General features: G+C 60.5%; 21 protein-coding genes. 17 read left to right on the top strand and 4 right to left on the bottom strand.

What is annotated here, in order from left to right; translation table 11 throughout:
• Positions 1-124: 124 nt before the first annotated feature.
• Positions 125-994, bottom strand: a complete 870-nt coding sequence (locus FHX08_RS22500; protein WP_132656788.1) for a sigma-70 family RNA polymerase sigma factor — start codon at positions 992-994, stop codon at positions 125-127.
• A gap of 165 nt (positions 995-1159) precedes the next feature.
• Here FHX08_RS22500 and FHX08_RS22495 point away from each other — a divergent pair, with 165 nt between their 5' ends.
• From FHX08_RS22495 to FHX08_RS22485, 3 genes are all read left to right on the top strand, one after another.
• On the top strand, positions 1160-1822 hold the full coding sequence (locus FHX08_RS22495; RefSeq protein WP_132656787.1) for an HAD-IA family hydrolase: 663 nt from the start codon (positions 1160-1162) through the stop codon (positions 1820-1822).
• A 33-nt stretch (positions 1823-1855) separates the two neighbouring features.
• The gene (locus FHX08_RS22490) at positions 1856-2545 is read left to right on the top strand and encodes a RibD family protein (RefSeq protein ID WP_132656786.1); all 690 of its coding nucleotides are present in this window, start codon (positions 1856-1858) and stop codon (positions 2543-2545) included.
• A 287-nt stretch (positions 2546-2832) separates the two neighbouring features.
• The gene (locus FHX08_RS22485; protein WP_132656785.1) at positions 2833-3291 is read left to right on the top strand and encodes a carboxymuconolactone decarboxylase family protein; all 459 of its coding nucleotides are present in this window, start codon (positions 2833-2835) and stop codon (positions 3289-3291) included.
• Between the two features lie 18 nt (positions 3292-3309).
• On the opposite strand, the gene rhaI is transcribed toward FHX08_RS22485, so the two are convergent.
• Together rhaI and FHX08_RS22475 are read right to left on the bottom strand one after the other, a co-directional pair.
• Positions 3310-4602 carry an L-rhamnose catabolism isomerase gene (gene rhaI / locus FHX08_RS22480; protein WP_132656784.1) on the bottom strand — a complete coding sequence of 431 codons (1293 nt, stop codon included), beginning with the start codon at positions 4600-4602 and terminating at the stop codon, positions 3310-3312.
• A 50-nt stretch (positions 4603-4652) separates the two neighbouring features.
• Positions 4653-6749: a bifunctional rhamnulose-1-phosphate aldolase/short-chain dehydrogenase gene (locus FHX08_RS22475; RefSeq protein ID WP_132656783.1), complete on the bottom strand. Its 2097-nt coding sequence runs from the start codon at positions 6747-6749 to the stop codon at positions 4653-4655.
• A 209-nt stretch (positions 6750-6958) separates the two neighbouring features.
• Between FHX08_RS22475 and FHX08_RS22470 the strand changes: the two genes are divergently transcribed.
• The 14 genes from FHX08_RS22470 (at position 6959) to FHX08_RS22405 (ending at position 23051) form a co-directional block, all read left to right on the top strand.
• Positions 6959-7771 carry a DeoR/GlpR family DNA-binding transcription regulator gene (locus tag FHX08_RS22470; RefSeq protein ID WP_132656782.1) on the top strand — a complete coding sequence of 271 codons (813 nt, stop codon included), beginning with the start codon at positions 6959-6961 and terminating at the stop codon, positions 7769-7771.
• Positions 7772-7817: 46 nt separating this feature from the next.
• Positions 7818-8813 carry a rhamnose ABC transporter substrate-binding protein gene (gene rhaS / locus FHX08_RS22465; RefSeq protein ID WP_132656781.1) on the top strand — a complete coding sequence of 332 codons (996 nt, stop codon included), beginning with the start codon at positions 7818-7820 and terminating at the stop codon, positions 8811-8813.
• A gap of 72 nt (positions 8814-8885) precedes the next feature.
• The gene (locus FHX08_RS22460; protein ID WP_184327645.1) at positions 8886-10421 is read left to right on the top strand and encodes a sugar ABC transporter ATP-binding protein; all 1536 of its coding nucleotides are present in this window, start codon (positions 8886-8888) and stop codon (positions 10419-10421) included.
• A gap of 10 nt (positions 10422-10431) precedes the next feature.
• Entirely contained in the window at positions 10432-11421 is a 990-nt protein-coding gene (locus FHX08_RS22455; RefSeq protein WP_132656779.1) for an ABC transporter permease, read from the top strand.
• Complete coding sequence (locus tag FHX08_RS22450; protein ID WP_132656778.1) at positions 11418-12428, top strand: ABC transporter permease; 1011 nt, start codon at positions 11418-11420, stop codon at positions 12426-12428. The genes FHX08_RS22455 and FHX08_RS22450 overlap by 4 nt, the downstream gene beginning before the upstream one ends.
• Complete coding sequence (gene rhaM, locus FHX08_RS22445) at positions 12425-12745, top strand: L-rhamnose mutarotase (RefSeq protein ID WP_132656777.1); 321 nt, start codon at positions 12425-12427, stop codon at positions 12743-12745. Before FHX08_RS22450 ends, rhaM begins: the two co-directional genes overlap by 4 nt.
• Positions 12742-14109 (top strand): FGGY-family carbohydrate kinase, encoded by a 1368-nt coding sequence (locus FHX08_RS22440; protein ID WP_132656776.1) that lies wholly within the window; start codon positions 12742-12744, stop codon positions 14107-14109. Before rhaM ends, FHX08_RS22440 begins: the two co-directional genes overlap by 4 nt.
• Before the next feature lie 80 nt (positions 14110-14189).
• Positions 14190-14945 carry a fumarylacetoacetate hydrolase family protein gene (locus tag FHX08_RS22435; RefSeq protein ID WP_132656775.1) on the top strand — a complete coding sequence of 252 codons (756 nt, stop codon included), beginning with the start codon at positions 14190-14192 and terminating at the stop codon, positions 14943-14945.
• 116 nt (positions 14946-15061) lie between these two features.
• Positions 15062-15946, top strand: a complete 885-nt coding sequence (locus FHX08_RS22430) for an AraC family transcriptional regulator (protein WP_132656774.1) — start codon at positions 15062-15064, stop codon at positions 15944-15946.
• 160 nt (positions 15947-16106) lie between these two features.
• Positions 16107-18269: a TonB-dependent siderophore receptor gene (locus tag FHX08_RS22425; protein ID WP_132656773.1), complete on the top strand. Its 2163-nt coding sequence runs from the start codon at positions 16107-16109 to the stop codon at positions 18267-18269.
• A gap of 90 nt (positions 18270-18359) precedes the next feature.
• The gene (locus FHX08_RS22420; RefSeq protein ID WP_132656772.1) at positions 18360-19139 is read left to right on the top strand and encodes an ABC transporter ATP-binding protein; all 780 of its coding nucleotides are present in this window, start codon (positions 18360-18362) and stop codon (positions 19137-19139) included.
• A gap of 3 nt (positions 19140-19142) precedes the next feature.
• Entirely contained in the window at positions 19143-20018 is an 876-nt protein-coding gene (locus FHX08_RS22415) for an ABC transporter substrate-binding protein (protein WP_132656771.1), read from the top strand.
• Complete coding sequence (gene fhuB / locus FHX08_RS22410) at positions 20002-21999, top strand: Fe(3+)-hydroxamate ABC transporter permease FhuB (protein WP_184327644.1); 1998 nt, start codon at positions 20002-20004, stop codon at positions 21997-21999. Before FHX08_RS22415 ends, fhuB begins: the two co-directional genes overlap by 17 nt.
• On the top strand, positions 21996-23051 hold the full coding sequence (locus FHX08_RS22405) for a DUF2218 domain-containing protein (RefSeq protein ID WP_132656769.1): 1056 nt from the start codon (positions 21996-21998) through the stop codon (positions 23049-23051). Before fhuB ends, FHX08_RS22405 begins: the two co-directional genes overlap by 4 nt.
• A 3-nt stretch (positions 23052-23054) precedes the next feature.
• Here the strand turns inward: FHX08_RS22405 and mmsB are convergent, their stop codons facing one another.
• On the bottom strand, positions 23055-23936 hold the full coding sequence (gene mmsB / locus FHX08_RS22400; protein ID WP_132656768.1) for a 3-hydroxyisobutyrate dehydrogenase: 882 nt from the start codon (positions 23934-23936) through the stop codon (positions 23055-23057).
• Positions 23937-23944: the final 8 nt, after the last annotated feature.

Raw genomic sequence — 23944 nt, 5'->3', positions numbered from 1 at the left:
CCTGCGGGAGGCGCTGGAACATCACCCCATCAGCCCCGCGAACTCATATCTGTACGTCTTGTGAAATGCCTGAAAGGCGCCTGATCAGGGTCGCCTTTCAGCGGAAATTTGCTTTTGCAATCGTTCAGCCTTCAAAAATCGAATAGCCGATATCACGCAGTTGATCCGGATCGGCAATCGCGTCGACCGTCGAGATCCTGTCGCCATCGAAACCCAGTGCCAGCACAATACGCAGCTGGCCCTCGATGAAGACCACCACGCCGATTTCACCGTCGACAAGCGCGACCTTTGCTGACCTCGCCTTCCCTTTGAAGCTTTTGGCGACAGCCTCTGCGCCATGAAGCGGGACAACATTGCCAAGCCGGGCGGCGGCGGCATCCGGCCGGAAGACGGCCTCTGGTGCGAGCACAGCGATCAGGCCCTCCAAATCACTGTTGCGAGAGGCACTCAGGAAGGCCTCGGCTATGCTTCGCCTGCGTGCGAGATCGACTTCGGGCGTTTCCGCCTGCCCGCTCACCCGGCGTCTTGCGCGGCTTGCAAGCTGCCGCGCGGCGGCCGCACTGCGGCCGATAACGGCGGCAATGTCTTCGAATGGCAGATCGAACATGTCGTGCAGCACGAAGGCGACGCGCTCAGCGGGCGAAAGAGTTTGCAGCACGACGAGCAGGGCGATTCCCACCGAATCGGCAAAAGCTGCTTCACGCTCCGGATTGCTGCCGATATCGGCGATCGCGCCATGCACCGGCAGCTCCAGCGGCTCTTCGCGCCGCGTCTTGCGCGAGCGCAGCATGTCCAGGCATATGCGCGCCACCACTGTCGTCAGCCAGCCGGACAGGTTATCGACGCCCGTTCTGTCCGACCGCGTGAGACGCAGCCAGGCCTCCTGCACCGCATCATCCGCTTCCGCGCGTGAGCCGAGCATGCGGTAGGCGGCGGCGCGCAGATGCGCCCGGTTCGCTTCGAATTCATCGGCCAGCCAGTTCTTCTCGTTCATTGCCCTATTCCTTGTCGCGTTATGCCCAAGACCATGACGAACAGGAGCCGGACGATGTGACAGGAACGGTGTTGCATCAAGCCTTCCTGAAATTTTGCAGGCGACTTGACCTGCCGCATTTTTCATTGGCTGATGGCGTGCAGATCCCTCCTACGGTGTTTCCGGATGTCCTCCCGATTTGATAGTTCCAAACAATATGCCGCCTTCCTGTTCGATATGGATGGCACGATCTTGAGCTCAACTGCATCAGCAGAGCGCGTCTGGGGACGCTGGGCCGAGCGTCATGGGCTGGATGTCGAACAATTCCTGCCCACGATGCATGGATCACGCGGTATCGACACGATCAGGCGGCTGAACCTCCCGGGTGTCGATGCGGAAGCGGAAGCAGCCGAAATCACCGAAGAGGAAATCCGCGATGTCGAAGGCGTCGTGGCACTTCCGGGTGCTGCCGATTTTCTGGCGTCGCTGCCGCCGAACCGGTGGACGATCGTCACCTCCTCACCGCGTCGCCTCGCCGAGCGCCGGCTCGAGGCGGCCGGACTGCCGATGCCGCCGGCTATCGTCACGGCGGAAGATGTGACGATCGGCAAGCCCGACCCGCAATGCTATATCCTCGGCGCCGAAAAGCTTGGCTTCTCTACGCATGAATGCCTGGTCTTCGAAGACGTCGAAGCCGGCGTGAAGGCCGGAATCGCGGCCGGATCCGATGTCCTGGTCATCACGGCCGCCGGCCACAAACATTCATTGCAGGGCCATCCCGAGCTCGAACATTATGCCGATGCAACCGTTGTCATTGCTGACAATGGCCATCTCTCGATCAAGTTCTGACTTGCCTGCCTCACCAGCCGGAAAGGAATTGCCATGAAACCGGAAATCGTCTGTCTGATGATGTCATCCCTCGACGGCGGCCTGCACCCAAGCAAATGGACGGACAGCCCCGATGGCGGCCGCAAGGAATGGACGGCTCTTTACCAGAAGGCGCACGAAGACCTCCGGGGCGATGCCTGGATCGTCGGTCGCGTGACCATGGCCGAAATGGCAAAGGGAGAAGCGCATCCGCCGAAATCGGTAGGCCCGGTGGATCGGCCAAACCATTTTGCCGATCGAAGGGCAAACAACTACGCGATCGCGCTTGATACCTCGGGCAAGCTGCATTTCACGCGGCCGGATATCGATGGCGACCATATAGTCGTCATCCTCGGCAGCGCAGTGCCGGACTCGCACCTGGCGGAACTCGCAGCCGACGGAATCTCCTACATCGTCTCGCCTTCCGCCGAGATTGATCTGCCCGCAGCACTGGATGTGCTGGAAAGTGAACTCGGCATCCGCAAGCTGCTTCTGGAAGGCGGAGCCGCGATCAACGGTGCCTTCTTTGCCGCTGGGCTGATCGACGAGTTCTATCTTCTCGTCGCTCCGACCCTGGATGGAAGTGGTGGTCAGCCGGTCGTCACATTTGACGGGGGGCTGGCAGGCAAGACACAACTCTCATTGATATCAGCGGAGGCGATAGGCAATGGCGCCGTCGCACTGCGCTATAAGGTCCACGCCTGACGGACAGCGCAGGTTTGCGGGTCAACCGCTTCCCGGCCTCTTCCGGCTCTAAGACACGACAATATCCAAAGCCGCTTGCGGCCTCGAACTGGGCCGCAGCTCCTTCCATTGACGGCGGCTGTCATGTCTGCCATTCCTAACGGAGCAGTTAAGGTCGTTCTGCTTCTCATCTTTTTCTCCCATCTCCGTCACATTGCCTCGTCTTGACCCGTCAAACCTATGACGAGCGAGAGCCGGTGACCCCGCCGGCCCTGCGTCAAACGGAACAGGTTATCAGGAGATCGAACATGCAAGAAAGAATGGGAAATCCAGCCCTCGTCATCCCGGAAGCCATGCAGCTGCTGACCGCCCTCGGCAAATTGCCGGCCACGGTCGGGCTTGCACCGGGTTTTCTGGAAATCATCTATCTGCGCGCCAGCCAGATCAACGGCTGCAGCGTCTGCATCGATGGCCACTGGCGCATCGCCCGCAAGTACGGCGAGACGGATGAGCGGCTATTTGCTGTGGCAGGCTGGCGCGAAGCCCCTTATTACAGCGATGCCGAACGCGCCGCACTAGCCCTCACCGAGGCCGTCACCCGCCTCAGCGATCGCGCCGATCCGGTACCGGATGAGATCTGGGAGGAATGCACGCGCCACTACGATGGCAAAAGCCTCGCCGCCCTCGTCATCGCAATCGCCAATATCAACGTCTGGAACCGGCTGAACGTCGCCACCCGGCAGATTGCTGGTCAGTGGAAGCCGTGATCAACGGCTTCCCTATCCTTAGATGATGCCACCGCCGCCAGAGATGGAAGCGGGACGCTCAGCGGCTACCTTTTTGCGGTAGCCGCTGGCGCGGTAGGTCGCGACCGGATCGATTGCGCCGCCGGCACGCCGACGGGCTTCGGCCAGGATCGGCTCGACATCGGCGCGGTAAGCGCGCTTCAGCGTTTCGGTTGCCATCAGTGCATCATTATCCTGTTGGTAGCCTTCGAGCGCCTTGCGGTCGACGATCAGGGCCTGCGCATAGGCGCGGCGGATTTCATTGGCGCTGTTAATAAGGCTTTCGATCGGATCCGTCACATTATGCGACTGATCGATCATATGGGCAGGATGGAAATCGTTGACGCCGCGCGCTTCGGCATCGACGAGTTCGTTGAAGACCAGGAACAGGCGATAGGGGTCGATCGCGCCGGCGTCGAGGTCATCATCGCCATATTTCGAGTCATTGAAGTGGAAGCCGCCGAGCTTGCCGAACTGAATGAGGCGAGCAACGATCATCTCGATATTTGTATTCGGTGCATGATGGCCGAGGTCGACGAGGCAATAGGCCTTGGGACCGAGCGTCTGGGCGATCAGATAGTTGGTGCCCCAATCCTGCACGACCGTTGAATAGAAGGCTGGCTCATACATCTTGTGCTCGGAGAAGAGTCGCCAGTCATCCGGCAACGCCTTGTAGATATCAGCCATCGAGGCAAGATAACGTTCGAAGGCTTTGGTAAAATTGCTCTGGCCGGGGAAGTTCGAGCCGTCGCCGATCCAGACGGTGAGTGCCTTGGAGCCGAGCGCCTTGCCAATCTCGATACATTCCAGATTGTGCTCGACCGCCTGCTGGCGGGTCGCCGCGTCCGTGTGGCTGAGCGAACCATATTTATAGGTCAGCTTCTGGCCCGGAGCATCCGAGAACGTGTTGGAATTCATCGCATCAAAACCGAGACCCAGCGCATCGCCCTTTGCCTTCAGCTCCTTCACATCCGTCTTGTCCCAAGGAATATGCAATGACACGGTTGGTGTGGCTTGTGTCAGCTGGTTTATGACGGCGCAATCGTCGAGCTTGTCGAAAATGCCGCGCGGCTCGCCGGTACCGGGGAAGCGGGCAAAGCGCGTACCGCCGGTGCCGACGCCCCAGGAGGGCACTGCAACGGTGAACTCCGCCACTTTGCGGGTGATCGCCTCGATATCGACGTCGCGGCGGGCAAGCGTTGCACCCAGTGCCTCATAGTCGGCCTTCAGCGCTGTAGCACGCTTGTCGTTTTCCGCTGCGACCAGATCCGGCGCAATCCTAGATTCTGTCATCTGTTCCTCCCAGAAATTCTATTGCGGCGGGCGCGGCCCGCCGCTCGCCATCAGCGTGTGAAGCTCTGAACGTTGCCGGCGTCGACGTTGATGATGTTGCCGGTCGACTTGGCCGACAGATCAGAGGCCAGGAAGTAGACGGCCTCGGCAATGTCTTCCGGAAAGACGTTGAGCTTCAGCATGGAACGCTTGCGGTAATGTTCCTCGAGTTCGTCGACCTCGATCTTGGAAGAAGCCGCACGCTGTTCGCGCCATTCGCCGCTCCATATCTTCGAGCCGCGCAGCACGGCGTCCGGGTTGACAGTATTGACGCGGATGCCGGCTTCTGCGCCTTCCAGCGCCAGGCAACGGGCAAGATGGATTTCCGCAGCCTTCGCCGTGCAATAGGCGGCCGCATTTGGCGACGCCGCAAGACCGTTCTTCGACGCAATAAAGACGACGTTGCCGCCGAGCGCCTGACGGCGGAACAGCCGGAAGGCTTCGCGCGACACAAGGAAGTAGCCGGTCGCGAGGATGTCGATGTTGCGGTTCCAGGTCGACAGCTCCGTCGTTTCTATCGGTGCCGAGGACGCGATGCCGGCATTCGAGATGAGGATATCGATACCACCGAATTCGACGCAGGATTCGGCGAAGGAGGCGATAACGCCATCTTCCTTGGTAACGTCGAGCTTCAAAGTACGCACCGCATCGGCACCGTACTTTTTCACGAATTCAGCTTCGGTCGTTTCAAGTGCTGCCTGATCGATATCGGCAAGCACGACGCAAGCGCCTTCGGCGACGAGGCGTGCTGCCGTCGCGCGGCCGATGCCGCCGGCGCCGCCGGTGACGAAGGCGACCTTGCCGGCAAGGCTCTTCGGCTTCGGCATACGCTGCAGCTTGGCTTCTTCGAGCAGCCAGTATTCGATATCGAAAGCTTCCTGCTCCGGCAGGCCCTGATATTCCGATACGGTGGACGAGCCACGCATTACGTTGATGGCGTTGACGTAGAATTCGCTGGCAATGCGGGCCGTTGCCTTGTCGCGGGCAAAAGACAGCATACCCACACCCGGCACCAGGAAAATGACCGGATTGGCGTCACGCATGGCCGGTGAGTTGTCGTGTTTGCAGGCGTTGTAATAGCGGGCGTAGTCGACACGGTAATCTTCGAGCGCCTTGTCGAGGCCGGCGATGATCGCATCGACATCGGGCTTGGCCGGATCGAAATCGACGATCAGCGGGCGGATCTTGGTGCGCAGGAAATGGTCGGGGCAGCTGGTCCCGAGTGCGCCGAGCGGGCGCAGGCTCTTCGAATTGACGAATTCCAGAACGGCATCCTGATCATCGAAATGACCAAGCTTGCGCTCCTGCTTGCCGATGCGGCCGCGGATTTCCGGCATCAGGCGCGCCGCAATGGCACGGCGTTCGGCAACCGGTAGGCTTTCCACGGCGGCGCCGCCGAAGATTGTCTTACCCTCGGTTTGGCCGGCGAACCATTCGATCGCCTTGTTGATGATATCGAGCGTCAGCTCGTAGCAGGCCTTGGCATCGTTTGCCCAGGTGAAGAGGCCGTGGCTTTCGAGCACGACGCCCTTTGCGTCAGGGTTCGCCTTGACGAAGGCTTCGAGATCGAGGCCGAGCTGGAAGCCCGGACGGCGCCAGGGCAGCCAGCCGATCGCGTCACCGAAGACCTGCTTCGTCAATTCCCTGGAATTCTTGGAAGCCGCGATTGCGATGATCGCATCCGGATGCATGTGGTCGACATGCGTAAAAGGAACGAAGCCGTGCAGCGGCGTATCGATCGACGCGGCGCGGGCGTTCAGGTTGAAGGTGCAATGCGGCAGGAAGCCGACCATCCGGTCCTCGTCCTCGACGCCTTTGTAGATGCCTTTCAGCGATTCCAGCTTGTCCTGATAAAGCGTCGCGAAACCATCGAGCTTGATCGTTCCAACGTCGCCGCCTGAACCCTTGACCCAAAGCACCTTGACGGTGCTGCCATCGAGCGGATCGGTTTCCATGACCTTGGCCGACGTGTTGCCGCCACCATAATTGGTGATGCGCTTGTCGGCGCCGAGCAGATTCGAGCGGTAAAGAAGCTTGCCGGGCTCATCGAGGCCCGCCGCATAGGCATCATCCCACCGGTTCTCGAGAAGTCGAACCTTTGCCGCCATGTCATCCTCCCATATAGGCCTGTGTATAGGCATGCGGGGCGTCGCGATAATCACGCCCTTTCGCTCACGATATCGCGCATCGAAATGGCGCTTGTCAATCGAAAACGATCAAAATCGATTATGCTGCATCGCAATATGAAAATTTATGATCGTTTCTGATTGACAGCCTTTAATGGATACGAAATAAATATGACAAGAGGAGGAGCCCAATGCACGAACGCGAACGCCATCGCATTATCTTAAGCGCGGTTCAGGAAAAGTCCGTCGTTACGATTCAGGACATTTCAGAGCTGACGGACGCTTCTGAAGCGACGATCAGGCGCGACATTGCGGCTCTTCACGTGCAGGGCAAGATCCGCCGCGTTCGTGGTGGTGCGGAAGCGGTTCACCCGCCGCAGCTTGGCAATCTTGCAGGACGCCCCTTCAGGGTTTCAGAATCAGTCAATATCGATAAAAAACGCTCAATTGCGCGGGCAGCGGTCGATCTCTGTGAAGCCGGCGACGCCATCATCATCAATGGCGGCACCACGACCTTTCAGATGGTCCATTACATGGCCGGCCATCGCATGCAGGTCATGACCAATTCCTTCGCGATCGCCGAACATCTCGTGAAGCATTCCAAGAACACGGTGACGGTGCCGGGCGGTGCGATCTACCGCGAACAGAGCCTGATCCTGTCGCCCTTCGACAATGATGCGATCCGCAATTTCTATGCGCGGCGCATGTTCATCGGCGCGCAGGGCGTTGGCCCCCTCGGCATCATGGAGGCAGACGCTCTGATCATCCAGAGCGAGCAGAAGCTCATGCATCAGGCCGACGAATTGGTCGTCATGGTCGATTCAAGCAAATTCAATCGTCGGTCGAGCCTCATTCTATGCGCGCTCGACCGTGTTTCTGTGGTCATCACCGATGACGGCATCCCGGAAGAGGCAGCTCGCATGATCGAGAATGCCGGCGTCCGGCTCGTCGTCGCAAGCCCGGTGGCCCAGGCAATGAAGGAGGATTCCTCGTCGGTCGCATGAGGCACCGCCGAGGTGTGGAAGTCTAATCTTAGTGGGAGGACATGACATGAAACTTGCAAAGACACTTGCGCTCGGCGTAGCGCTTGCCGTCGCCATGATGGCCGGCAACGCCAGCGCCAAAGACATCAAGATCGGCCTCGTCGTGAAGTCACTCGGCAACGGCTTCTTCGACGCCGCCAACAAGGGCGCTCAGGAAGCGGCCAAGGAACTTGGCGGCGTAGAAGTCATTTACACAGGCCCGACGACCACGACGGCCGAAGGCCAGATCGAAGTCGTCAACTCGCTGATCGCTCAGGGTGTCGATGCCATCGCGATTTCGGCAAACGACCCGGATGCCGTCGTTCCGGCTCTGAAGAAGGCAACCCAGCGCGGCATCAAGGTTATCTCCTGGGATTCCGGCGTTGCTCCGGAAGGCCGCATTCTGCAGCTCAACCCGTCTTCCAACGAGCTGATCGGCAAGATGTGCCTGACGCTCGTCAAGAATCACCTTGATGGCGGCAAGGGTGACTTTGCCATCCTGTCGGCCACGACGACCTCGACGAACCAGAACATCTGGATCGACCAGATGAAGAAACAGCTCAAGGATTTCCCTGGCCTCAACCTCGTCACGACAGTCTATGGCGACGACCTTTCGGACAAGTCTTACCGTGAAGCTGAAGGCCTTCTGAAGTCCAACCCGAACGTCAAGGTCATCGTCGCTCCGACGACGGTCGGCGTTCTGGCTGCTTCCAAGGTCGTGGAAGACAAGGGCCTGGTTGGCAAGGTCTACGTCACCGGTCTCGGCCTGCCGTCCGAAATGGCTGGCGCAATCAAGTCCGGTGCCACGAAGGAATTCGCCATCTGGAACCCGATCGACCTCGGCTATTCCGCAACCCAGATTGCCTATCACCTCGTAAAGGGTGACACTGACGGCAAGCCAGGCAGCGAAATCGAAGCCGGTCGCATGGGCAAGATCAAGGTTGGCGACAACGGCGAAGCCGCTATGGCCGATCCCTTCGTCTACAATGCCTCGAACATCGACCAGTTCTCCAAGGTCTTCTGATTTCAGAGATCATGAATGGACACCCGGCGGCCTTGCCGCCGGGCTTCTCTTTCGATGGTGGTAAGCTTGCTGATGACCCCTGCCCTTCAACATCCCGTCGCGGACACAAAAGCCGATGACGCAACCGCCATTCTGGAAATGCGCGGCATCTCGCAGATCTTTCCGGGCGTGAAAGCGCTCGATAATGTCAGCATCGCGCTCTATCCCGGCAAGGTGACGGCCCTGATCGGCGAAAACGGCGCCGGCAAGTCCACGCTCGTCAAGATCCTCACCGGCATTTATCGCCCGAACGAGGGCGAGATCATCGTCGACGGCAAACCGGTGCATTTTGCGACGGCGCAGGCAGCGATCGACGCAGGCGTGACCGCCATCCATCAGGAAACCGTGCTCTTCGACGAGCTCTCGGTCGCCGAAAACATCTTCCTCGGTCACGCGCCGCGCACCCGCTGGCGCACGATCGACTGGAGCGAGATGAACAATCGCTCCAGAGCGCTGCTGACCTCGCTTGAAAGCAATATCGATCCAACCATCCGCCTGAAGGATCTCTCGATTGCGCAGCGCCATCTCGTGGCGATTGCCCGAGCGCTGTCGATCGAGGCCCGCATCGTCATCATGGACGAACCGACGGCGGCCTTGTCGCGCAAGGAGATCGAGGATCTCTTCCGCATCGTCGAGGGTCTCAAGGCGAGCGGCAAGGCTATCCTCTTCATCAGCCATAAATTCGACGAGCTCTACGAGATCGCCGACAATTACGTCGTCTTCCGCGACGGTCGCGACGTCGGTCACGGGAAGCTCAAGGAAACGCCGCAGGACGAAATCGTCCGCATGATGGTCGGCCGCGACGTCGAAAACGCCTTCCCGAAAATCGACGTGGCGATCGGCGGACCGGTCCTCGAGGTCGACAGATATAGCCACCGCACCGAATTCCGTGATATCTCGCTGACACTGCGCAAGGGCGAGATCCTCGGCATCTACGGCCTGATCGGCGCCGGACGTTCGGAGCTCGCGCAATCGCTCTTCGGCATCACGAAGCCGCTTTCCGGCAAGCTTGTCCTCGAAGGCCGGGAAATCTCGATCAACTCTCCGCATGATGCTATCCGCGCCGGCATCGTCTACGTGCCGGAAGAGCGAGGCCGCCACGGTCTGGCGCTGCCGATGCCGATCTACCAGAACATGACGCTGCCATCGCTGGCGCGCACGTCGCGCAAGGGTTTCCTGCAGGCGGCAGAGGAATTCGCGCTCGCCCGCAAATACGCCGAGCGGCTCGATCTGCGTGCCGCTGCCCTGTCCGTGCCGGTCGGCACACTATCCGGCGGCAATCAGCAGAAGGTCGTCATCGGCAAGTGGCTTGCCACCAAGCCGAAGGTGATCATCCTCGATGAACCGACCAAGGGCATCGACATCGGCTCGAAGGCTGCCGTTCACGGCTTCATCAGCGAGCTCGCGGCTGAAGGCCTTTCCATCATCATGATCTCCTCCGAACTGCCTGAAATCATCGGCATGTCGGACCGGGTACTGGTCATGAAGGAAGGACTGGCGGCCGGGCTCTTCGAACGCGATCAGCTTTCGCCGGAAGCGCTGGTGCGCGCGGCGACCGGAAATGCATGAGGTGACGGGCATGATGAGACTGATCAGAAAACGCGAAACCCTGCTCTTTGCCATCATCGTGGTGATGGTCGCCGTCTTCTCGACGCGTGCTGCCGATTTCGCCACGCCGGACAATCTTGCCGGCATCTTCAATGATACCGCGATTCTTATCATCCTGGCGCTTGCCCAGATGACGGTCATCCTGACGAAATCGATCGACCTCTCCGTTGCCGCCAATCTTGCCTTCACCGGCATGGCAATCGCGATGATGAACGCTGCTTATCCCGGCCTGCCGCTGATCGTGCTCATTCTTGCGGCGATCGTGATCGGCGCGAAACTTGGCACGATCAACGGCTTTCTCGTCTGGCGCCTCGAAATCCCGCCAATCGTCGTTACCCTCGGCACGCTCACCATCTATCGCGGCATGGCCTTCGTGCTTTCGGGCGGCGCCTGGGTGAACGCGCATCAGATGACACCGATCTTCCTCTCCGTTCCGCGCACGCCGATCCTCGGCCTGCCGGTGCTGAGCTGGGTTGCGATCATCATCGTCGCGCTGATGTATATGCTGCTGCGCTACAGCCAGTTCGGCCGCTCCGCCTATGCGACGGGCGGCAACCCGACGGCCGCCGTCTATGCCGGCATCGATACGGGCCGGACGAAATTCCTGGCCTTCGTGCTCTCCGGCGCGCTTGCTGGCCTTTCGAGCTATCTCTGGGTCTCCCGCTATGCAGTCGCCTATGTCGATATTGCCAACGGCTTCGAGCTGGATAGCGTTGCGGCCTGCGTGATCGGCGGCATCTCGATTGCCGGCGGCGTGGGCTCAGTCGCTGGCACAGTGCTCGGCGCACTCTTCCTCGGCGTCATCAAGAACGCCCTGCCCGTCATCGGCATTTCGCCCTTCACCCAGATGGCGATTTCGGGAACCGTCATCATCCTCGCCGTCGTCTTCAATGCGAGGCGCGAGCGCAATCGCGGCCGCATCATCCTGCGTGATCGCGCAGCAGCGGAGGTCGCAGCATGAGCATCGTTTCCTCCAGCCCCGATAAGCGCGTCATTCCCGATCGCCTCGGTACGCCCTTCAAGCGCATCATGTCGAGCTGGGAAGTGCTGCTCTTCGGCGTAGCCGTCCTGATCTTCATCTTCAATTCCGTGGCCTCGCCCTACTTCCTCGACGCCTGGAACCTCTCGGACGCGACCTTCAACTTCACCGAAAAGGCGATGATCGCCTTCGCCATGGCGCTGCTCGTCATCGCCGGTGAGATAGATCTGTCGGTCGCTGCCATCATCGCTCTTGCCTCGACGGCGATGGGGGCTGCCGCACAAGTGGGGATCGGCACGCCGGGTCTCGTACTGATCGGCATCGGCACCGGCCTGCTCTGCGGCATCTTCAACGGCTTCCTCGTCTCGGCGCTCAAACTCCCCTCGATCGTTGTCACCATCGGTACGATGAGCCTCTTCCGCGGCATTTCCTATATCGTGCTCGGTGACCAGGCCTATGGCAAATATCCGGCCGACTTTGCCTATTTTGGCCAGGGATATGTTGTCTGGGTCTTCTCTTTCGAATTCGTGCTGTTCATTGTGCTGGCGATCCTCTTTGCGATCCTGCTGCATGCGACGAATTTCGGCCGGCAGGTCTACACGATCGGCAACAATGATTTCGCCGCCCGCTTCTCCGGTATTCCGGTCGAGCGCGTGAAATTCATCCTCTTCCTGCTGACCGGTGTGATGAGCGGTATTGCCGCTGTCTGCCTGACTTCGCGCCTCGGCTCCACCCGCCCGTCGATCGCGCAAGGCTGGGAACTCGAAGTCGTCACCATGGTCGTGCTCGGCGGCATCTCGATCCTCGGCGGCTCCGGCACCATCGGCGGCGTCGTCATCGCGGCCTTCGTCATGGGTCTGGTCACCTTCGGTCTCGGCCTTTTGAACGTGCCTGGCATCGTCATGTCGATTTTCATCGGTCTATTGCTGATCATCACCATCGCCATCCCGATCATCGCCCGCCGCGTCAAAGCCATGAGCGCCAAATGACCCTGGAAAAACACGCCTTCAAGATGAAGCTCAATCTCGGCATGGAGGCCGAATATCGCAAGCGCCATGACGAGATTTGGCCGGAACTGGTGGATCTCCTGCACAAATCAGGTGCCAGCGATTATTCCATTCATCTCGACCGTGAGACCAACACGCTTTTTGGCGTGTTGACCCGGCCGACGGACCACACGATGGCCAGCCTGCCCGAGCATCCCGTCATGAAGAAGTGGTGGGCGCATATGGCCGATATCATGGAAACCAATCCGGATAACTCGCCTATCCAGAGCGACCTCGTAACCGTCTTTCACATGCCATGAGCGAATACCATCGCATCGCCGTTCTCGATATCGGCAAGACAAACGCCAAGGTCGTCGTGCTTGACAGCGCAACGGGTGCCGAAATCGTCGTTCGCAAGCAGCCGAACACCGTCGTTCGGGACGGCCTCTATCCGCACTATGATATCGAAGCGCTCTGGAGCTTCGCGCTTGCCTCGTTGAAAGCCTTTGCCGGCGCGCCAGGCTTCGACGCGATCTCGATCACGACGCATGGCGCAGCTGCCGCCCTGCTCGATGCTGACGGCGGGCTGGCAATGCCTGTCATCGACTATGAGCACGAATATCCGCAGGATATCCGTGACGCCTATGATGCGCTCCGGCCGCCCTTTGCCGAGACTTTCTCGCCGCGCCTGACGATGGGGCTGAATGTCGGAGCACAACTTCATTATCAGAAGACTGCGTTCCCCGAGGAATTCGCCAAGGCCACGACTATCCTCACCTATGCGCAATATTGGTCGGCTCGGCTGACAGGCGTTGCTGCAAACGAGGCGACCTCGCTCGGCTGTCACACCGATCTCTGGAACCCGAAAACCGGTGCCTATTCCTCACTGGTCGACGCGCTCGCCATTCGTGACCGGATGGCGCCGCTCCGGTCGGCATTCGATGCGCTTGGTCCGCTCCTGCCTGACATTGCCGCAGAAATCGGCCTTTCGGTGCCGGTCTATTGCGGCATTCATGATTCCAATGCCTCGCTCTTGCCGCATCTCGTTGGCCGCGACGCCCCCTTTGCCGTTGTCTCGACCGGCACATGGGTCATCAATTTCGGTGTCGGTGGCGATCTCGACCATCTCGACGCGAAACGCGATGCGCTTGCCAATATCGATGCCTATGGCCGCGCCGTGCCGTCCTCCCGTTTCATGGGCGGCCGCGAGTTCGAAATTCTTTCGGCTGAAATCGGTCAGGTCAGCGATGCCGCAGCAGGTGCCGCCATCGGCGATGTCGTGGGCAAAAACATCATGCTTCTGCCGAACGTGGCGTCGGGTTCTGGACCCTTTCCAGGCAAGGCCAGCCGCTGGGTCGGCGCGGAAGGTGGCAGCCGCGAGGAACGATATGCTGTCGCCTGTCTCTATCTGGCGTTGATGACTGAGGCTTGTCTCGGGCTCATCGGGGCGAAAGGCCCTGTAATCGTCGAGGGTCCGTTCGCATTGAACGAGACCTATCTCTCCCTGCTCGCTGCGCTGACCGGCCGCGACACGATGGCGCTGCCAGGCTCCACCGGCACAAGTCAGGGTGCAGCTCTTCTCACCGGCGTCAAACCCGTTTCCGGCGCGGAAAAGCACTTTGCTCCCTCGGCAATCCCGGGCCTTTCCGATTACCGGGAGCGCTGGTACACCGCTATGGAATAACAGTCTTTCCAAGTCTGCCCTTGTTCGTGCCGGTTGCGCCGTTACTGTGACGCCATCTCGATTTTGATGGAGGAGACTGCATGACCGAATCATTCGACCCGCGGGCGCTGGCCGCCAAGCTTCACAACCTGCGCCTGGCCGGCAAGCAGGAGCCGACGAGCGCCTTTCCGCTGCCGAACGATTTTCATCAGGCTATGGAAGCGCAGAACTTCCTCAAGGCCGAGGAAGGTGTGGCGAGCAATGCCTGGAAGGTGACGGCTTCACCCGAAGGCCAGCCGGTCACGGGACCCCTCCATCCCTATGCCGAAGCCGTCTCCGGCGCGACCATCTCCTGGTATCCCGGTCTGAAGTTCGAAACCGAGATTGCGGTTCGCTTGGGCAAGGATCTGCCCTATCGTAAGGGCGCGCCTTACAGCCGCGGTGACGTTTTCGATGCGATCTCCACTGTCTATCTCGGCGCCGAGCTGCTCGTCAGCGCCATCAAGGAAAGTGGCGCCGTCTCCTTCCTCCTCTTCCTAGCAGACCGCCTCGGCAATAGCGGTTATGTACTCGGGCCGTCCATTGCCAAGAGCTTCATCGATACCGCCGCGAGCACGCCGCTGAAGGTCACCCATGCCGGCAAAACGATCTATGATGGGCTTGCCAAGCATCCGAAGGGCGACGTGCTGCTCTGGCTGGTCGACTATGCCAACGACCCGCTGCGGCCGGAGAGCTCGCTGAAATCGGGTGCCCTGATCACCACGGGTACCCTTAGCGGCGCCGTCGAACTCACCGGACCCGGCGAGATCGATATCCGTTTCGGTGACAGCGCAGGGCTTACCTTCTCCGTCATCTGATATCGGCATTTTCCTATACCGAATCTGGTGGTTGTCATACCGCTCCGCCTCCTATACTAAACTTGAGTTTATTACGAAGGTTTGTTCCGGTTATCCGGCCGGAGGCGGAAGTGGGAATGACGTTTCAACCGCGCATGCAGAACAAGATTCACGGCTTTTCCGTCACCAAGGGCGTCAATCGCCGGGTGTGGGACGGCATCGTGGCCGATGTCTGGGATGTGGATTGCGCTACCCATTGCGGTGGCTACTACGTATCGCGCGACCCGCGGCTTTTCATCCTCCTCGAAAAGCGCGGGCCGGGCGATTCGCGGGTGAAGCTCTCGCCGCGCGCCGATAGCACAGTACAGGATACCGAAAAGCGGCCGATCTCTTACATTCCAGCAGATATGGAAATGTGGGCGGAGCTGGTGGACGTGCATTCCGTGCGCCATCTCGACATCCACTTTGATGTCGAAACCATCAGCCGCCGGCTCGGAGACGATCTCGATCCGCGGCGCGTCGCCAATGCGCAGCTTTTGTTCTCCGACGAGCGGTTGCTATCGTTGGCGCAATTGATCGCGGCCGAATGCTCCAATCCGCAGCCGCTCCATGATCTCTATGGCGACGGTCTGTCGCTCGCCCTCATCATCGATGTGCTGAAGCTCACCAAGGTGCAGCCGCGCAAGCGCAGCAAGCTCGCCGCCTGGCAATTGCGCCGTTCCACGGAATTCATCGAGGAGAATTGCCTGCGCAATATCCGCCTTGAGGAATTAGCGGCGGTCACCGGCCTGTCGCAATCGCATTTCAGCCACGCGTTCAAGGCCTCGACCGGGGTAGCGCCGCATCAATATCAGACCAATGTCCGCCTTGAGCGCGCAAAACAGATGCTGGTCGAGAGCGAATATCCCCTGACGACCATCGCCGTGGAAACCGGCTTTGCCGATCAGGCCCACTTCACCCGCGTCTTCCGCAAGAATCTGGGAACGACGCCGGCGAACTGGAAAAGGGCACAGATTGCATAACTGCGACGTCCTGGGCATCTGCGTGCCGCGCGGAAAATTGCCCAAGAACGTTCAATTTCTACCCGATCGCGACAATCCGCCCGATTAAATCTGAGTTAAATACTCGACTTATTCAGGCCATACCGTGGCAGAAGAAGCCGCGGCACGAGTGGGGTAATCTATGCGAGCGCAGAGCAAAGGGCTAATCTTAAGGGCATATCTACTGACAGGAACGGCTGTCGCCGGCATCATGGCCGCGTCCTCCACCCTCGCACAGGATGCCGATCCGACGCAGTTGGCGCCGATCGTCATCAAGGGCGGCGATGATAGCGCCACCGGCCCGGTCAACGGTTATGTCGCGAGGAACTCCTCCGCCGGCTCCAAAAGCGATACACCGCTGAATGAGATCCCGCAGTCGGTTTCCGTTATCGGCAGGAAGGAAATGGACGATCGCGGCATCACCAACAAGACTGACGAGGCGCTGCTTTATACGCCCGGCGTCACGACCCAACCCTTCGGCAACGATCCCGATACCGACTGGTTCTACATCCGCGGCTTCAACGCCACACAGACAGGTGTCTTCTTCGATAACCTGAACCTCTTCAGCTACGGCTTCGGTGGCTTCCAGATCGATCCGTTCATGCTGGAGCGCGTCGAGGTTCTGAAGGGCCCCGCCTCCGTGCTCTATGGCGGCGCCAATCCGGGCGGCATCATCAATCTCGTGCGCAAGCGCCCGCTCGACGAACCGCTTTATTACACCGATATCGGTATCAACAGTAACGGCAACGCCTTTACCGGTTTCGACATATCCGACAAGGTTGGCTCCAGCGATACAATGACCTACCGCATCACCGGCAAGGTCTCCGGCGGCGACAACTACTCGGATTTCTCTCATGATTTCCGCGGCTTCATCATGCCGCAGCTGAAAATCGCCCCAGATGATGCGACGAGTTTCACTGTCTGGGGTTATCTCGCAGGCCTCGATCAGGTCCATACCGGCAACGGCTTTTTCCCCTATGTGGGCACGGTCGTGGACGCGCCCTTCGGCAAGATCGCGCGCGACGCCTTCTACGGCGAACCTGATATCGACGACGGAAGCTATGTCCAGAAAATGGTGGGCTACGAATTCGAGCACGAATTCGACAACGGAGTCAAATTCACCTCTAACTTCCGTTATGGCCGCCTCGACAAGCATGAACAGGGTCCGTACCTCAACGGCTATGTCGGCGGTGTTCCGACAGCGCCGGATTACGACCTTGCGCGCATCGGCTTCGAAGGCCGCTCCGGCGTCGATTCCGTCGGTATCGACAACCGCATAGAGGGCGAGGCCGAATTGGGTGGCACGACGCATAATCTGCTCGCCGGCATCGATTATAAGTACTACCGTCTGGACAATTGGCAGGCCTGCTGCGGTTCCAATCCGATCAGCGCGACAGACCCGGTCTACGGCACGCCGCAGGGCGCCAACTTCATTTACGCCGATGGCATCGTGACCATGAAGCAGATTGGCGTCTATGCTCAGGACCAGATTCATTTCGGCGACGGCTGGCTGCTGACATTGAATGGCCGCTATGACCATGTCGACATCGACTCCGATGCCGTGATCGGCACGAGCTACAGTTTCGATGACGGCGCAGCCAGCGGCCGCGCCGGTCTTGCTTACGAATTCGACAATGGCCTGACCCCCTATGTCAGTGTCGCAAGCTTCTTCAACCCGTTGATCGGCACTGGCATTTCCGGCCCGCTTAAGCCTGAGGAAGGCTATCAGATCGAAGGCGGTGTCAAGTATGAGCCGACTTTCTTCGATGGCGTGATCACGGCCTCGGTGTTCCAGATCGACAAGCGCAACAACGCCGTGACCAATCCGATCACCTTCGAACAGAGCCAGCTCGGCAAGGTACGTTCACGCGGCTTCGAGCTCGAAAGCAAAGTCAACGTCAACGACAACTGGAAGGTCACTGCCGGCCTCGACTATACCGACATGGAAGTGTTGGAAAATGCCGCCAACCCGCTTCTCGTCGGCAAATCCCCTTACATCACGCCGAAAGTCAAGGCTTCGCTCTGGGTTGACTATTTGGTCACGACGGGCACGCTGGAAGGTCTGAGCCTTGGCGCCGGCGTTCGGCATCAGGGCTGGTCATGGGCGGACGAAGCCAATACTGCGAAGGTGCCGGCAGCGACCGTTTTCGATGCGGCCATCCGCTACGAAAAGGAAAATTGGGCAGCATCGCTCAACGTCGCCAATCTCTTCGACAAGGAATATGTATCGAGCTGCCAGGGCCTGACGGTCTGCGGCTATGGCGATGCCCGTACGGTCACGTTCAAGCTCAGCAAAAAATGGTAAGTTGACAAAACAGTTTAGTTTTTCAGGAAGCTGCATCAAAGGAAGGGCTCTGCCCTCCCGAACCCTTTGCAGCCAAACCGGAGTTTCCTCGTGTCCACGCCCTTCTTGAACCTTGCCGGGATCGATTACGCGGTCGGCAACAGGTCGATCCTTGATGGTATCGATCTGACGCTTGAGGCCGGCCGTATCTATGGTCTCGTCGGCCCTAACGGCTCCGGCAAAAGCACCCTTCTGAAGATCGTTGCCCGACAGATCGCCCCGAAGAGCGGTTCGGTCTCCTTCGACGGTAAACCGGCTGCCGACTGGGGCAGCCGCGCTTTCGCCCGCCATGTCGCCTACATGCCGCAGTTCACGCCGGCGACCGATGGCATGACCGTGCGCGAACTCGTGGCGCTCGGCCGCTTCCCCTGGCACGGCACGCTCGGCCGTTTCAGCACTATTGACCGTGAGATGGTCGAGGAAGCGATCGTCCGTACCGAGCTTGAGGACTTCGCTGACCGTCTCGTCGCCAGCATGTCCGGCGGCGAACGTCAGCGGGCCTGGATCGCCATGATGCTTGCCCAGAACGCTCGCTGCCTGCTGCTCGATGAGCCGACCTCCGCGCTCGACCTTGCCCATCAGGCAAGTGTGCTGTCGCTGGTGCAGGAGCTCAGCCACGAACGTGGCCTGACCGTCGTGATCGTGTTGCATGACATAAACCTGGCCGCCCGCTATTGCGACTCCATCATCGCCCTTAATCATGGTCAGATCACAGCCGAAGGCGCGCCTGCCGATATCATGCAGGCCGACAAACTGCAGTCGATCTTCGGCGTCGGCATGGGCGTCTTCCCGCATCCGGTTCGCAACGAGCCGGTCAGCTATCTCTTGTAGGCCATGGCATTTTTCTCCCGCAGGCAATTTTTGGCCGGTGCGGCAGCCACGCTGTCGACCCCTGCGCTCTTGCGGGCGGCCGATAGCCTGCGCGTCGCGACCCTCGATTGGGCATTGCTCGAAACTCTGCTGGCAATCGGCGCCAACGTCGTCGCCGGAACGGAATTGAGACAGTTCCGCGAAGTAGCGGTCACGCCCGTCATTCCCGGCAGTGTTGCCGATCTCGGCCTGCGGGGCACGCCGAATTTCGAGGTCTTGCGTTTCGCCCGGCCCGATTTGATTTTCAACTCGAATTTCTATGGCTGGGCGGACGCGCGCATGCAGCCGATCGCACCCGTCGAAAGCCATGCGATCTACAAGCCCGGCGAAAGCCCCTACGCACTTGCCGAACAGGCGACGCTTGCGATCGGCGACCGGCTGCAGCTCGTTGCCGCGAGGCGACTCGCCGAGGAGCTTGCCAGCAAACTCGATCATTGCCGAACCTTCTTTGCCGCCGGCGACGGACGGCCGGTCATCCCTGTCAATCTTGGCGATGCCAGACATTTCCGCGTCTTCGGCTCCGACAGCATGTTCGGCGAGGTACTGCGGCGTGTCGGCCTTGCCAATGCATGGCAAGGCGCGACCAGCTATTCCGCCGCCGCCCCTATCGGTATCGAGATATTGGCTTCGATGCCGGATGCCTGGATCGTCATGGTGCCACCCCATCCTGCCGAGGCGATCGTGACGCTTTCAAACAGCGCCTTCTGGAATGCACTGCCAGCCGTGCGCGACAGGCGCGTGCTGATGCTTGGCCCGATCAACCCCTATGGGGCGCTGCCGGCCGCCATGCGCTTTGCCGATCTTCTTCGGGAGGGCCTTGGTCATGCATGGAACGGTTAGCCTCGCCAGACCCGCCCGGGGCGCCAGCATCCTCGTTGCCGCTCTCGCGTTGCCGGTGATGTGTATCGCAGCCTTTGCGCTCTTGATCGCGACACGGCCGCTGGTACCAGGCGACACCGCTCAAGCTGCCATCCTCAATCACGTTCTGCTCTGGAACAGCATCATGCCCCGCGCCGTATTGGCTCTGGTCGCCGGCGCCGCCCTAGGCCTTTCCGGTGCACTGCTGCAGCGGGTGCTGCGCAATCCGATTGCCGATGCCTCGACGCTCGGCATTGCCTCGGGCGCGGAGCTGGCAATGACGGCGGCTCTCAGCTTTTCGCCGCTGCTGATCGGCTTCTCGCGAGAGATGGTTGCCTTTGGCGGCGGGCTTGCCGCCGTCGCGATCGTCCTCGCCTTGAGTTGGCGACGCGGGCTCGATCCGGTCACCGTCACGCTCTCGGGCATGATCATCAGCATGATCGCCGCTGCGCTCAGCGTTACTCTTATCCTGGCGCGCGGCGAATACGCCATGTCGATCTATATCTGGGGTGCCGGTTCGCTGAGCCAGCAGGACTGGAACGGCGTATTTGCGCTTGGTCCCCGCCTTATCCTCGGCTTCGCTGCGGCCCTGTTCCTAGTGCGGCCGTTGCGCATTCTCGCGCTGGATGACAGCAGCGCCAAAAGCCTCGGCCTCGCACTGCACTCTGCGCGCTTCGCCATCCTTGCGCTTGCCGTGTGGCTTGCAGCGTCGGTCACGGCCGAAGTCGGCGTGATCGGATTCCTCGGCCTCGCCGCCCCCGCAATCGCAAGGGCCTTGGGCTCGCGCAGCACCAAAGGCCTGCTCGTCGCAGCACCGCTCACCGGCGCCGGTCTGCTCTTCCTCACCGATTGCCTGACCCAAATCCTCGGCCCCGGATTTACCGATCTTGCGCCAACCGGTGCTGCGACCGCCCTGCTCGGCGGGCCGTTGCTGCTTTTTCTGCTGCCGCGCGTGCACTCGGTCACAGCCGTCGCAGCGCAATCTACACAGGCGCTCACGAGACTGGCGAAACCGCTTTCGGCTCTAGCTGCGCTCTCCGGCGCAATCGTCCTGCTCTTCGCTGTCTTCCTCACCCTCGGGCCGGCGAATAGCGGCTGGACTATCGCAACCGGCGCGCTCTTCACTGATCTCCTGCCGTTCCGCCTTCCCCGCATCATCGTCGCGGCCGGTGCCGGCGGCATGCTCGCAGCAGCCGGCTTCATCATGCAGCGGATGACCGGCAATCCGATCGCAAGTCCCGAGGTGCTCGGCATCAGCGGCGGCGCCGGAGCGGGGCTGACGGCGGCGCTCTTCCTCTTCGGCTTCCCCTCGCCTCTCATCATGCTTCTCGCCATGGCGCTTGGCGCGCTTACCGCATTCCTGGCGATGATCGCCATTTCCGCCCGGGCACAATTCTCGCCGGAGCGTATGCTGCTTGCCGGTGTCGGCATCGGCGCCTTCGCTATGGCGATCGTCACCATGGTGCTCGCGCAGGGCGATATGCGCGGATATATCCTGCTCACCTGGTTATCCGGCTCGACCAATCGTGCCGGCGCGTTCGAGGCCTGGACCGCAATTGTCTCGCTGCTGGTGCTCGTTGCGCCATTGCCCTTCCTTGGCCGCTGGTTGGTGATCCTGCCGCTCGGCGGTAATTCCAGCCGTTCCCTCGGCCTTCATGTCGGCGCAAGCCGCCTGACATTGGCGATCATCGCCGCGCTGATGACGGCAATCGCCTCATTCCTTATCGGGCCGCTCAGCCTTACCGGGCTCATTGCCCCACATCTCGCGCGGCTGGTCGGTTTCTATCGGCCGGGCCAGCAGCTTGCTGCAAGCGTGCTCCTCGGCGCCGGCGTGCTGATGACAGCTGACTGGCTCTCGCGCGTCGTCATCTACCCTTATCAGGTGCCGGTCAGCCTCTTCGCTGCCCTGATCGGCGGCCCCTATCTCGTCTGGCTGCTCTCGCGAAAGGACATCAAACAATGATGGCTGAAGGTTTCACCGCATCCGGCGTCGCGATCGCCGTCGATCCCATCAGAATACTTGATGAGCTTTGCACCCATTTCGTCGAACACAGCACCGTCAAACGCGACGGCGACCAGGTGTCACTGGAGATGACGATCGGCAAGGCAGAGATCCGCCAAGAAGGCCGCAAGCTCGCGATCGAGCTCTCCTGCAAAAGTGCGCGAGCACTCCAAAATGTTCGCTCAGTGCTCGCCGAGCATCTCTTCCAGTTCGCCGGTGAGGATGCGCTTGAACTCGCCTGGTCGGACGCACCGAAGGCAGACCGCTTGCCGGACCTGCGCGAAATCCGCGTGGTCGGCGCCCGCAATATCAGTCCGCATATGCGCCGCGTGACCATTGCTTGCGAGGACACGCGACATTTCGCTCACGGCGGCCTGCATTTTCGGCTGCTCATCCCTCCGAAGGGCCGAACGCCCATCTGGCCGAAACTGCGTTCGGATGGGCGCATCGAATGGGCCAAAGACGAGGATGCGCTGACTGTACGCATCTATACGTTCCGCAGCGTCGATCTGGAGCGCGGTGAAATCGATATCGATTTCGTATTGCATGAGGGCGAAAACATGCCCGGCACCGAATGGGCGGTGAACGCCACGCCCGGCGATATCGCCGGCGCACTCGGTCCCGGTGGCGGCGGCGTCCCCGATGCGGCAGCGATGATCCTTGCCGGAGACGAGGCGGCTCTGCCCGCCATCTCCCGCATCGCCGCCGAAGTTCCAGCGGAGACGCATCTGCGCATCTTCCTGGAAGTCGATGGCCCCGCGGAAGAACTTCCCGTGCCATCGGCCGCTACGGTCGATCTCACCTGGATGCATCGTAACGGCGCACCCGCGGGTACCATGGGTCTCATCGAAAGCGCCATCAAGACGGCGCTTTCGAATGCTGACGCGGACACCTTCGTCTGGGCCGGTTGCGAGAGGTCCGAGGCCAAGCGCATTCGCGATTTCCTCAAGACCGAGCGCGGCCACGACCGTCACAAGATGAGCATCGGCGCCTATTGGGAGCGCTCGATCTGAACCTCACATCTTTTCACGAAACATCTCGATTATTGCTGAGAAATCCTTGCCGCCATTGCCGAGCTTCTCGAAGAGCGCGTAGAGCTGGGCCGCTTCCGCGCCAAGCGGCGTGGACGCGCCGCTTGCGAGCGCAGCCTCCTGCGAGAGCCTGAGATCCTTCAGCATCAGCGCTGCGGCAAAGCCCGGCTTATAGTCATTATTGGCAGGCGAGGTCGGCACAGGTCCCGGCACCGGGCAATAGGTGTTGATCGACCAGCACTGGCCCGACGAGGTGGAGGCGACATCGAAGAGCGCCTGATGTGAAAGGCCAAGTTTTTCGGCAAGCACGAAGGCCTCACAAACGCCAACCATCGAAATGCCGAGGATCATATTGTTGCAGATTTTCGCCGCCTGTCCGGCACCTGCCTCACCGCAATGGACGATCTTCTTGCCCATAGCCTCGAGGATCGGCTTCGCCTTGGCGAAAGCCTCTTCGGAACCGCCGGCCATGAAGGTCAGCGTGCCGGCGCTTGCCCCGCCCGTGCCGCCAGAGACCGGCGCATCAAGCGACAGGCAGCTTGCAGCCTTCGCCATCTCGTGTGCCCTGCGGCTGCTTTCGACATCGATCGTCGAGCAGTCGATGACGAGCGTGCCCTGCGCGGTCGACTGCAAGATATCGGTCCAGGCCGTCAGCACGTGCCTGCCCTGCGGCAGCATGGTAATGACGATATCCGCGTCCTTGACCGCCTGGCTGGCATGGCTTGCCGGCTTTATGCCGCTTTCCTCGGCTGCCTTCAGGACAGGAGCAGCGAGGTCGAAACCGAGCACCTCATGGCCGACCTTGACGAGATTGGCGGCCATCGGTCCGCCCATATTGCCGAGGCCGATAAATGCGATCCTTGCCATGGTCATCT

Origin of the sequence: Rhizobium sp. BK529, assembly GCF_014194105.1 — a bacterium.
Lineage (GTDB): Bacteria > Pseudomonadota > Alphaproteobacteria > Rhizobiales > Rhizobiaceae > Rhizobium.
This window is presented reverse-complemented; position numbering and strand designations above follow the sequence as displayed.

Excerpts from the sequence above, each read along its gene's own strand:
- FHX08_RS22500 (WP_132656788.1), bottom strand. The coding sequence starts at position 994 with ATGAACGAGAAGAACTGGCTGGCCGATGAATTCGAAGCGAACCGGGCG.
- FHX08_RS22495 (WP_132656787.1), top strand. The coding sequence starts at position 1,160 with ATGTCCTCCCGATTTGATAGTTCCAAACAATATGCCGCCTTCCTGTTC.
- FHX08_RS22490 (WP_132656786.1), top strand. The coding sequence starts at position 1,856 with ATGAAACCGGAAATCGTCTGTCTGATGATGTCATCCCTCGACGGCGGC.
- FHX08_RS22485 (WP_132656785.1), top strand. The coding sequence starts at position 2,833 with ATGCAAGAAAGAATGGGAAATCCAGCCCTCGTCATCCCGGAAGCCATG.
- rhaI (WP_132656784.1), bottom strand. The coding sequence starts at position 4,602 with ATGACAGAATCTAGGATTGCGCCGGATCTGGTCGCAGCGGAAAACGAC.
- FHX08_RS22475 (WP_132656783.1), bottom strand. The coding sequence starts at position 6,749 with ATGGCGGCAAAGGTTCGACTTCTCGAGAACCGGTGGGATGATGCCTAT.
- FHX08_RS22470 (WP_132656782.1), top strand. The coding sequence starts at position 6,959 with ATGCACGAACGCGAACGCCATCGCATTATCTTAAGCGCGGTTCAGGAA.
- rhaS (WP_132656781.1), top strand. The coding sequence starts at position 7,818 with ATGAAACTTGCAAAGACACTTGCGCTCGGCGTAGCGCTTGCCGTCGCC.
- FHX08_RS22460 (WP_184327645.1), top strand. The coding sequence starts at position 8,886 with ATGACCCCTGCCCTTCAACATCCCGTCGCGGACACAAAAGCCGATGAC.
- FHX08_RS22455 (WP_132656779.1), top strand. The coding sequence starts at position 10,432 with ATGATGAGACTGATCAGAAAACGCGAAACCCTGCTCTTTGCCATCATC.
- FHX08_RS22450 (WP_132656778.1), top strand. The coding sequence starts at position 11,418 with ATGAGCATCGTTTCCTCCAGCCCCGATAAGCGCGTCATTCCCGATCGC.
- rhaM (WP_132656777.1), top strand. The coding sequence starts at position 12,425 with ATGACCCTGGAAAAACACGCCTTCAAGATGAAGCTCAATCTCGGCATG.
- FHX08_RS22440 (WP_132656776.1), top strand. The coding sequence starts at position 12,742 with ATGAGCGAATACCATCGCATCGCCGTTCTCGATATCGGCAAGACAAAC.
- FHX08_RS22435 (WP_132656775.1), top strand. The coding sequence starts at position 14,190 with ATGACCGAATCATTCGACCCGCGGGCGCTGGCCGCCAAGCTTCACAAC.
- FHX08_RS22430 (WP_132656774.1), top strand. The coding sequence starts at position 15,062 with ATGACGTTTCAACCGCGCATGCAGAACAAGATTCACGGCTTTTCCGTC.
- FHX08_RS22425 (WP_132656773.1), top strand. The coding sequence starts at position 16,107 with ATGCGAGCGCAGAGCAAAGGGCTAATCTTAAGGGCATATCTACTGACA.
- FHX08_RS22415 (WP_132656771.1), top strand. The coding sequence starts at position 19,143 with ATGGCATTTTTCTCCCGCAGGCAATTTTTGGCCGGTGCGGCAGCCACG.
- fhuB (WP_184327644.1), top strand. The coding sequence starts at position 20,002 with ATGCATGGAACGGTTAGCCTCGCCAGACCCGCCCGGGGCGCCAGCATC.
- FHX08_RS22405 (WP_132656769.1), top strand. The coding sequence starts at position 21,996 with ATGATGGCTGAAGGTTTCACCGCATCCGGCGTCGCGATCGCCGTCGAT.
- mmsB (WP_132656768.1), bottom strand. The coding sequence starts at position 23,936 with ATGGCAAGGATCGCATTTATCGGCCTCGGCAATATGGGCGGACCGATG.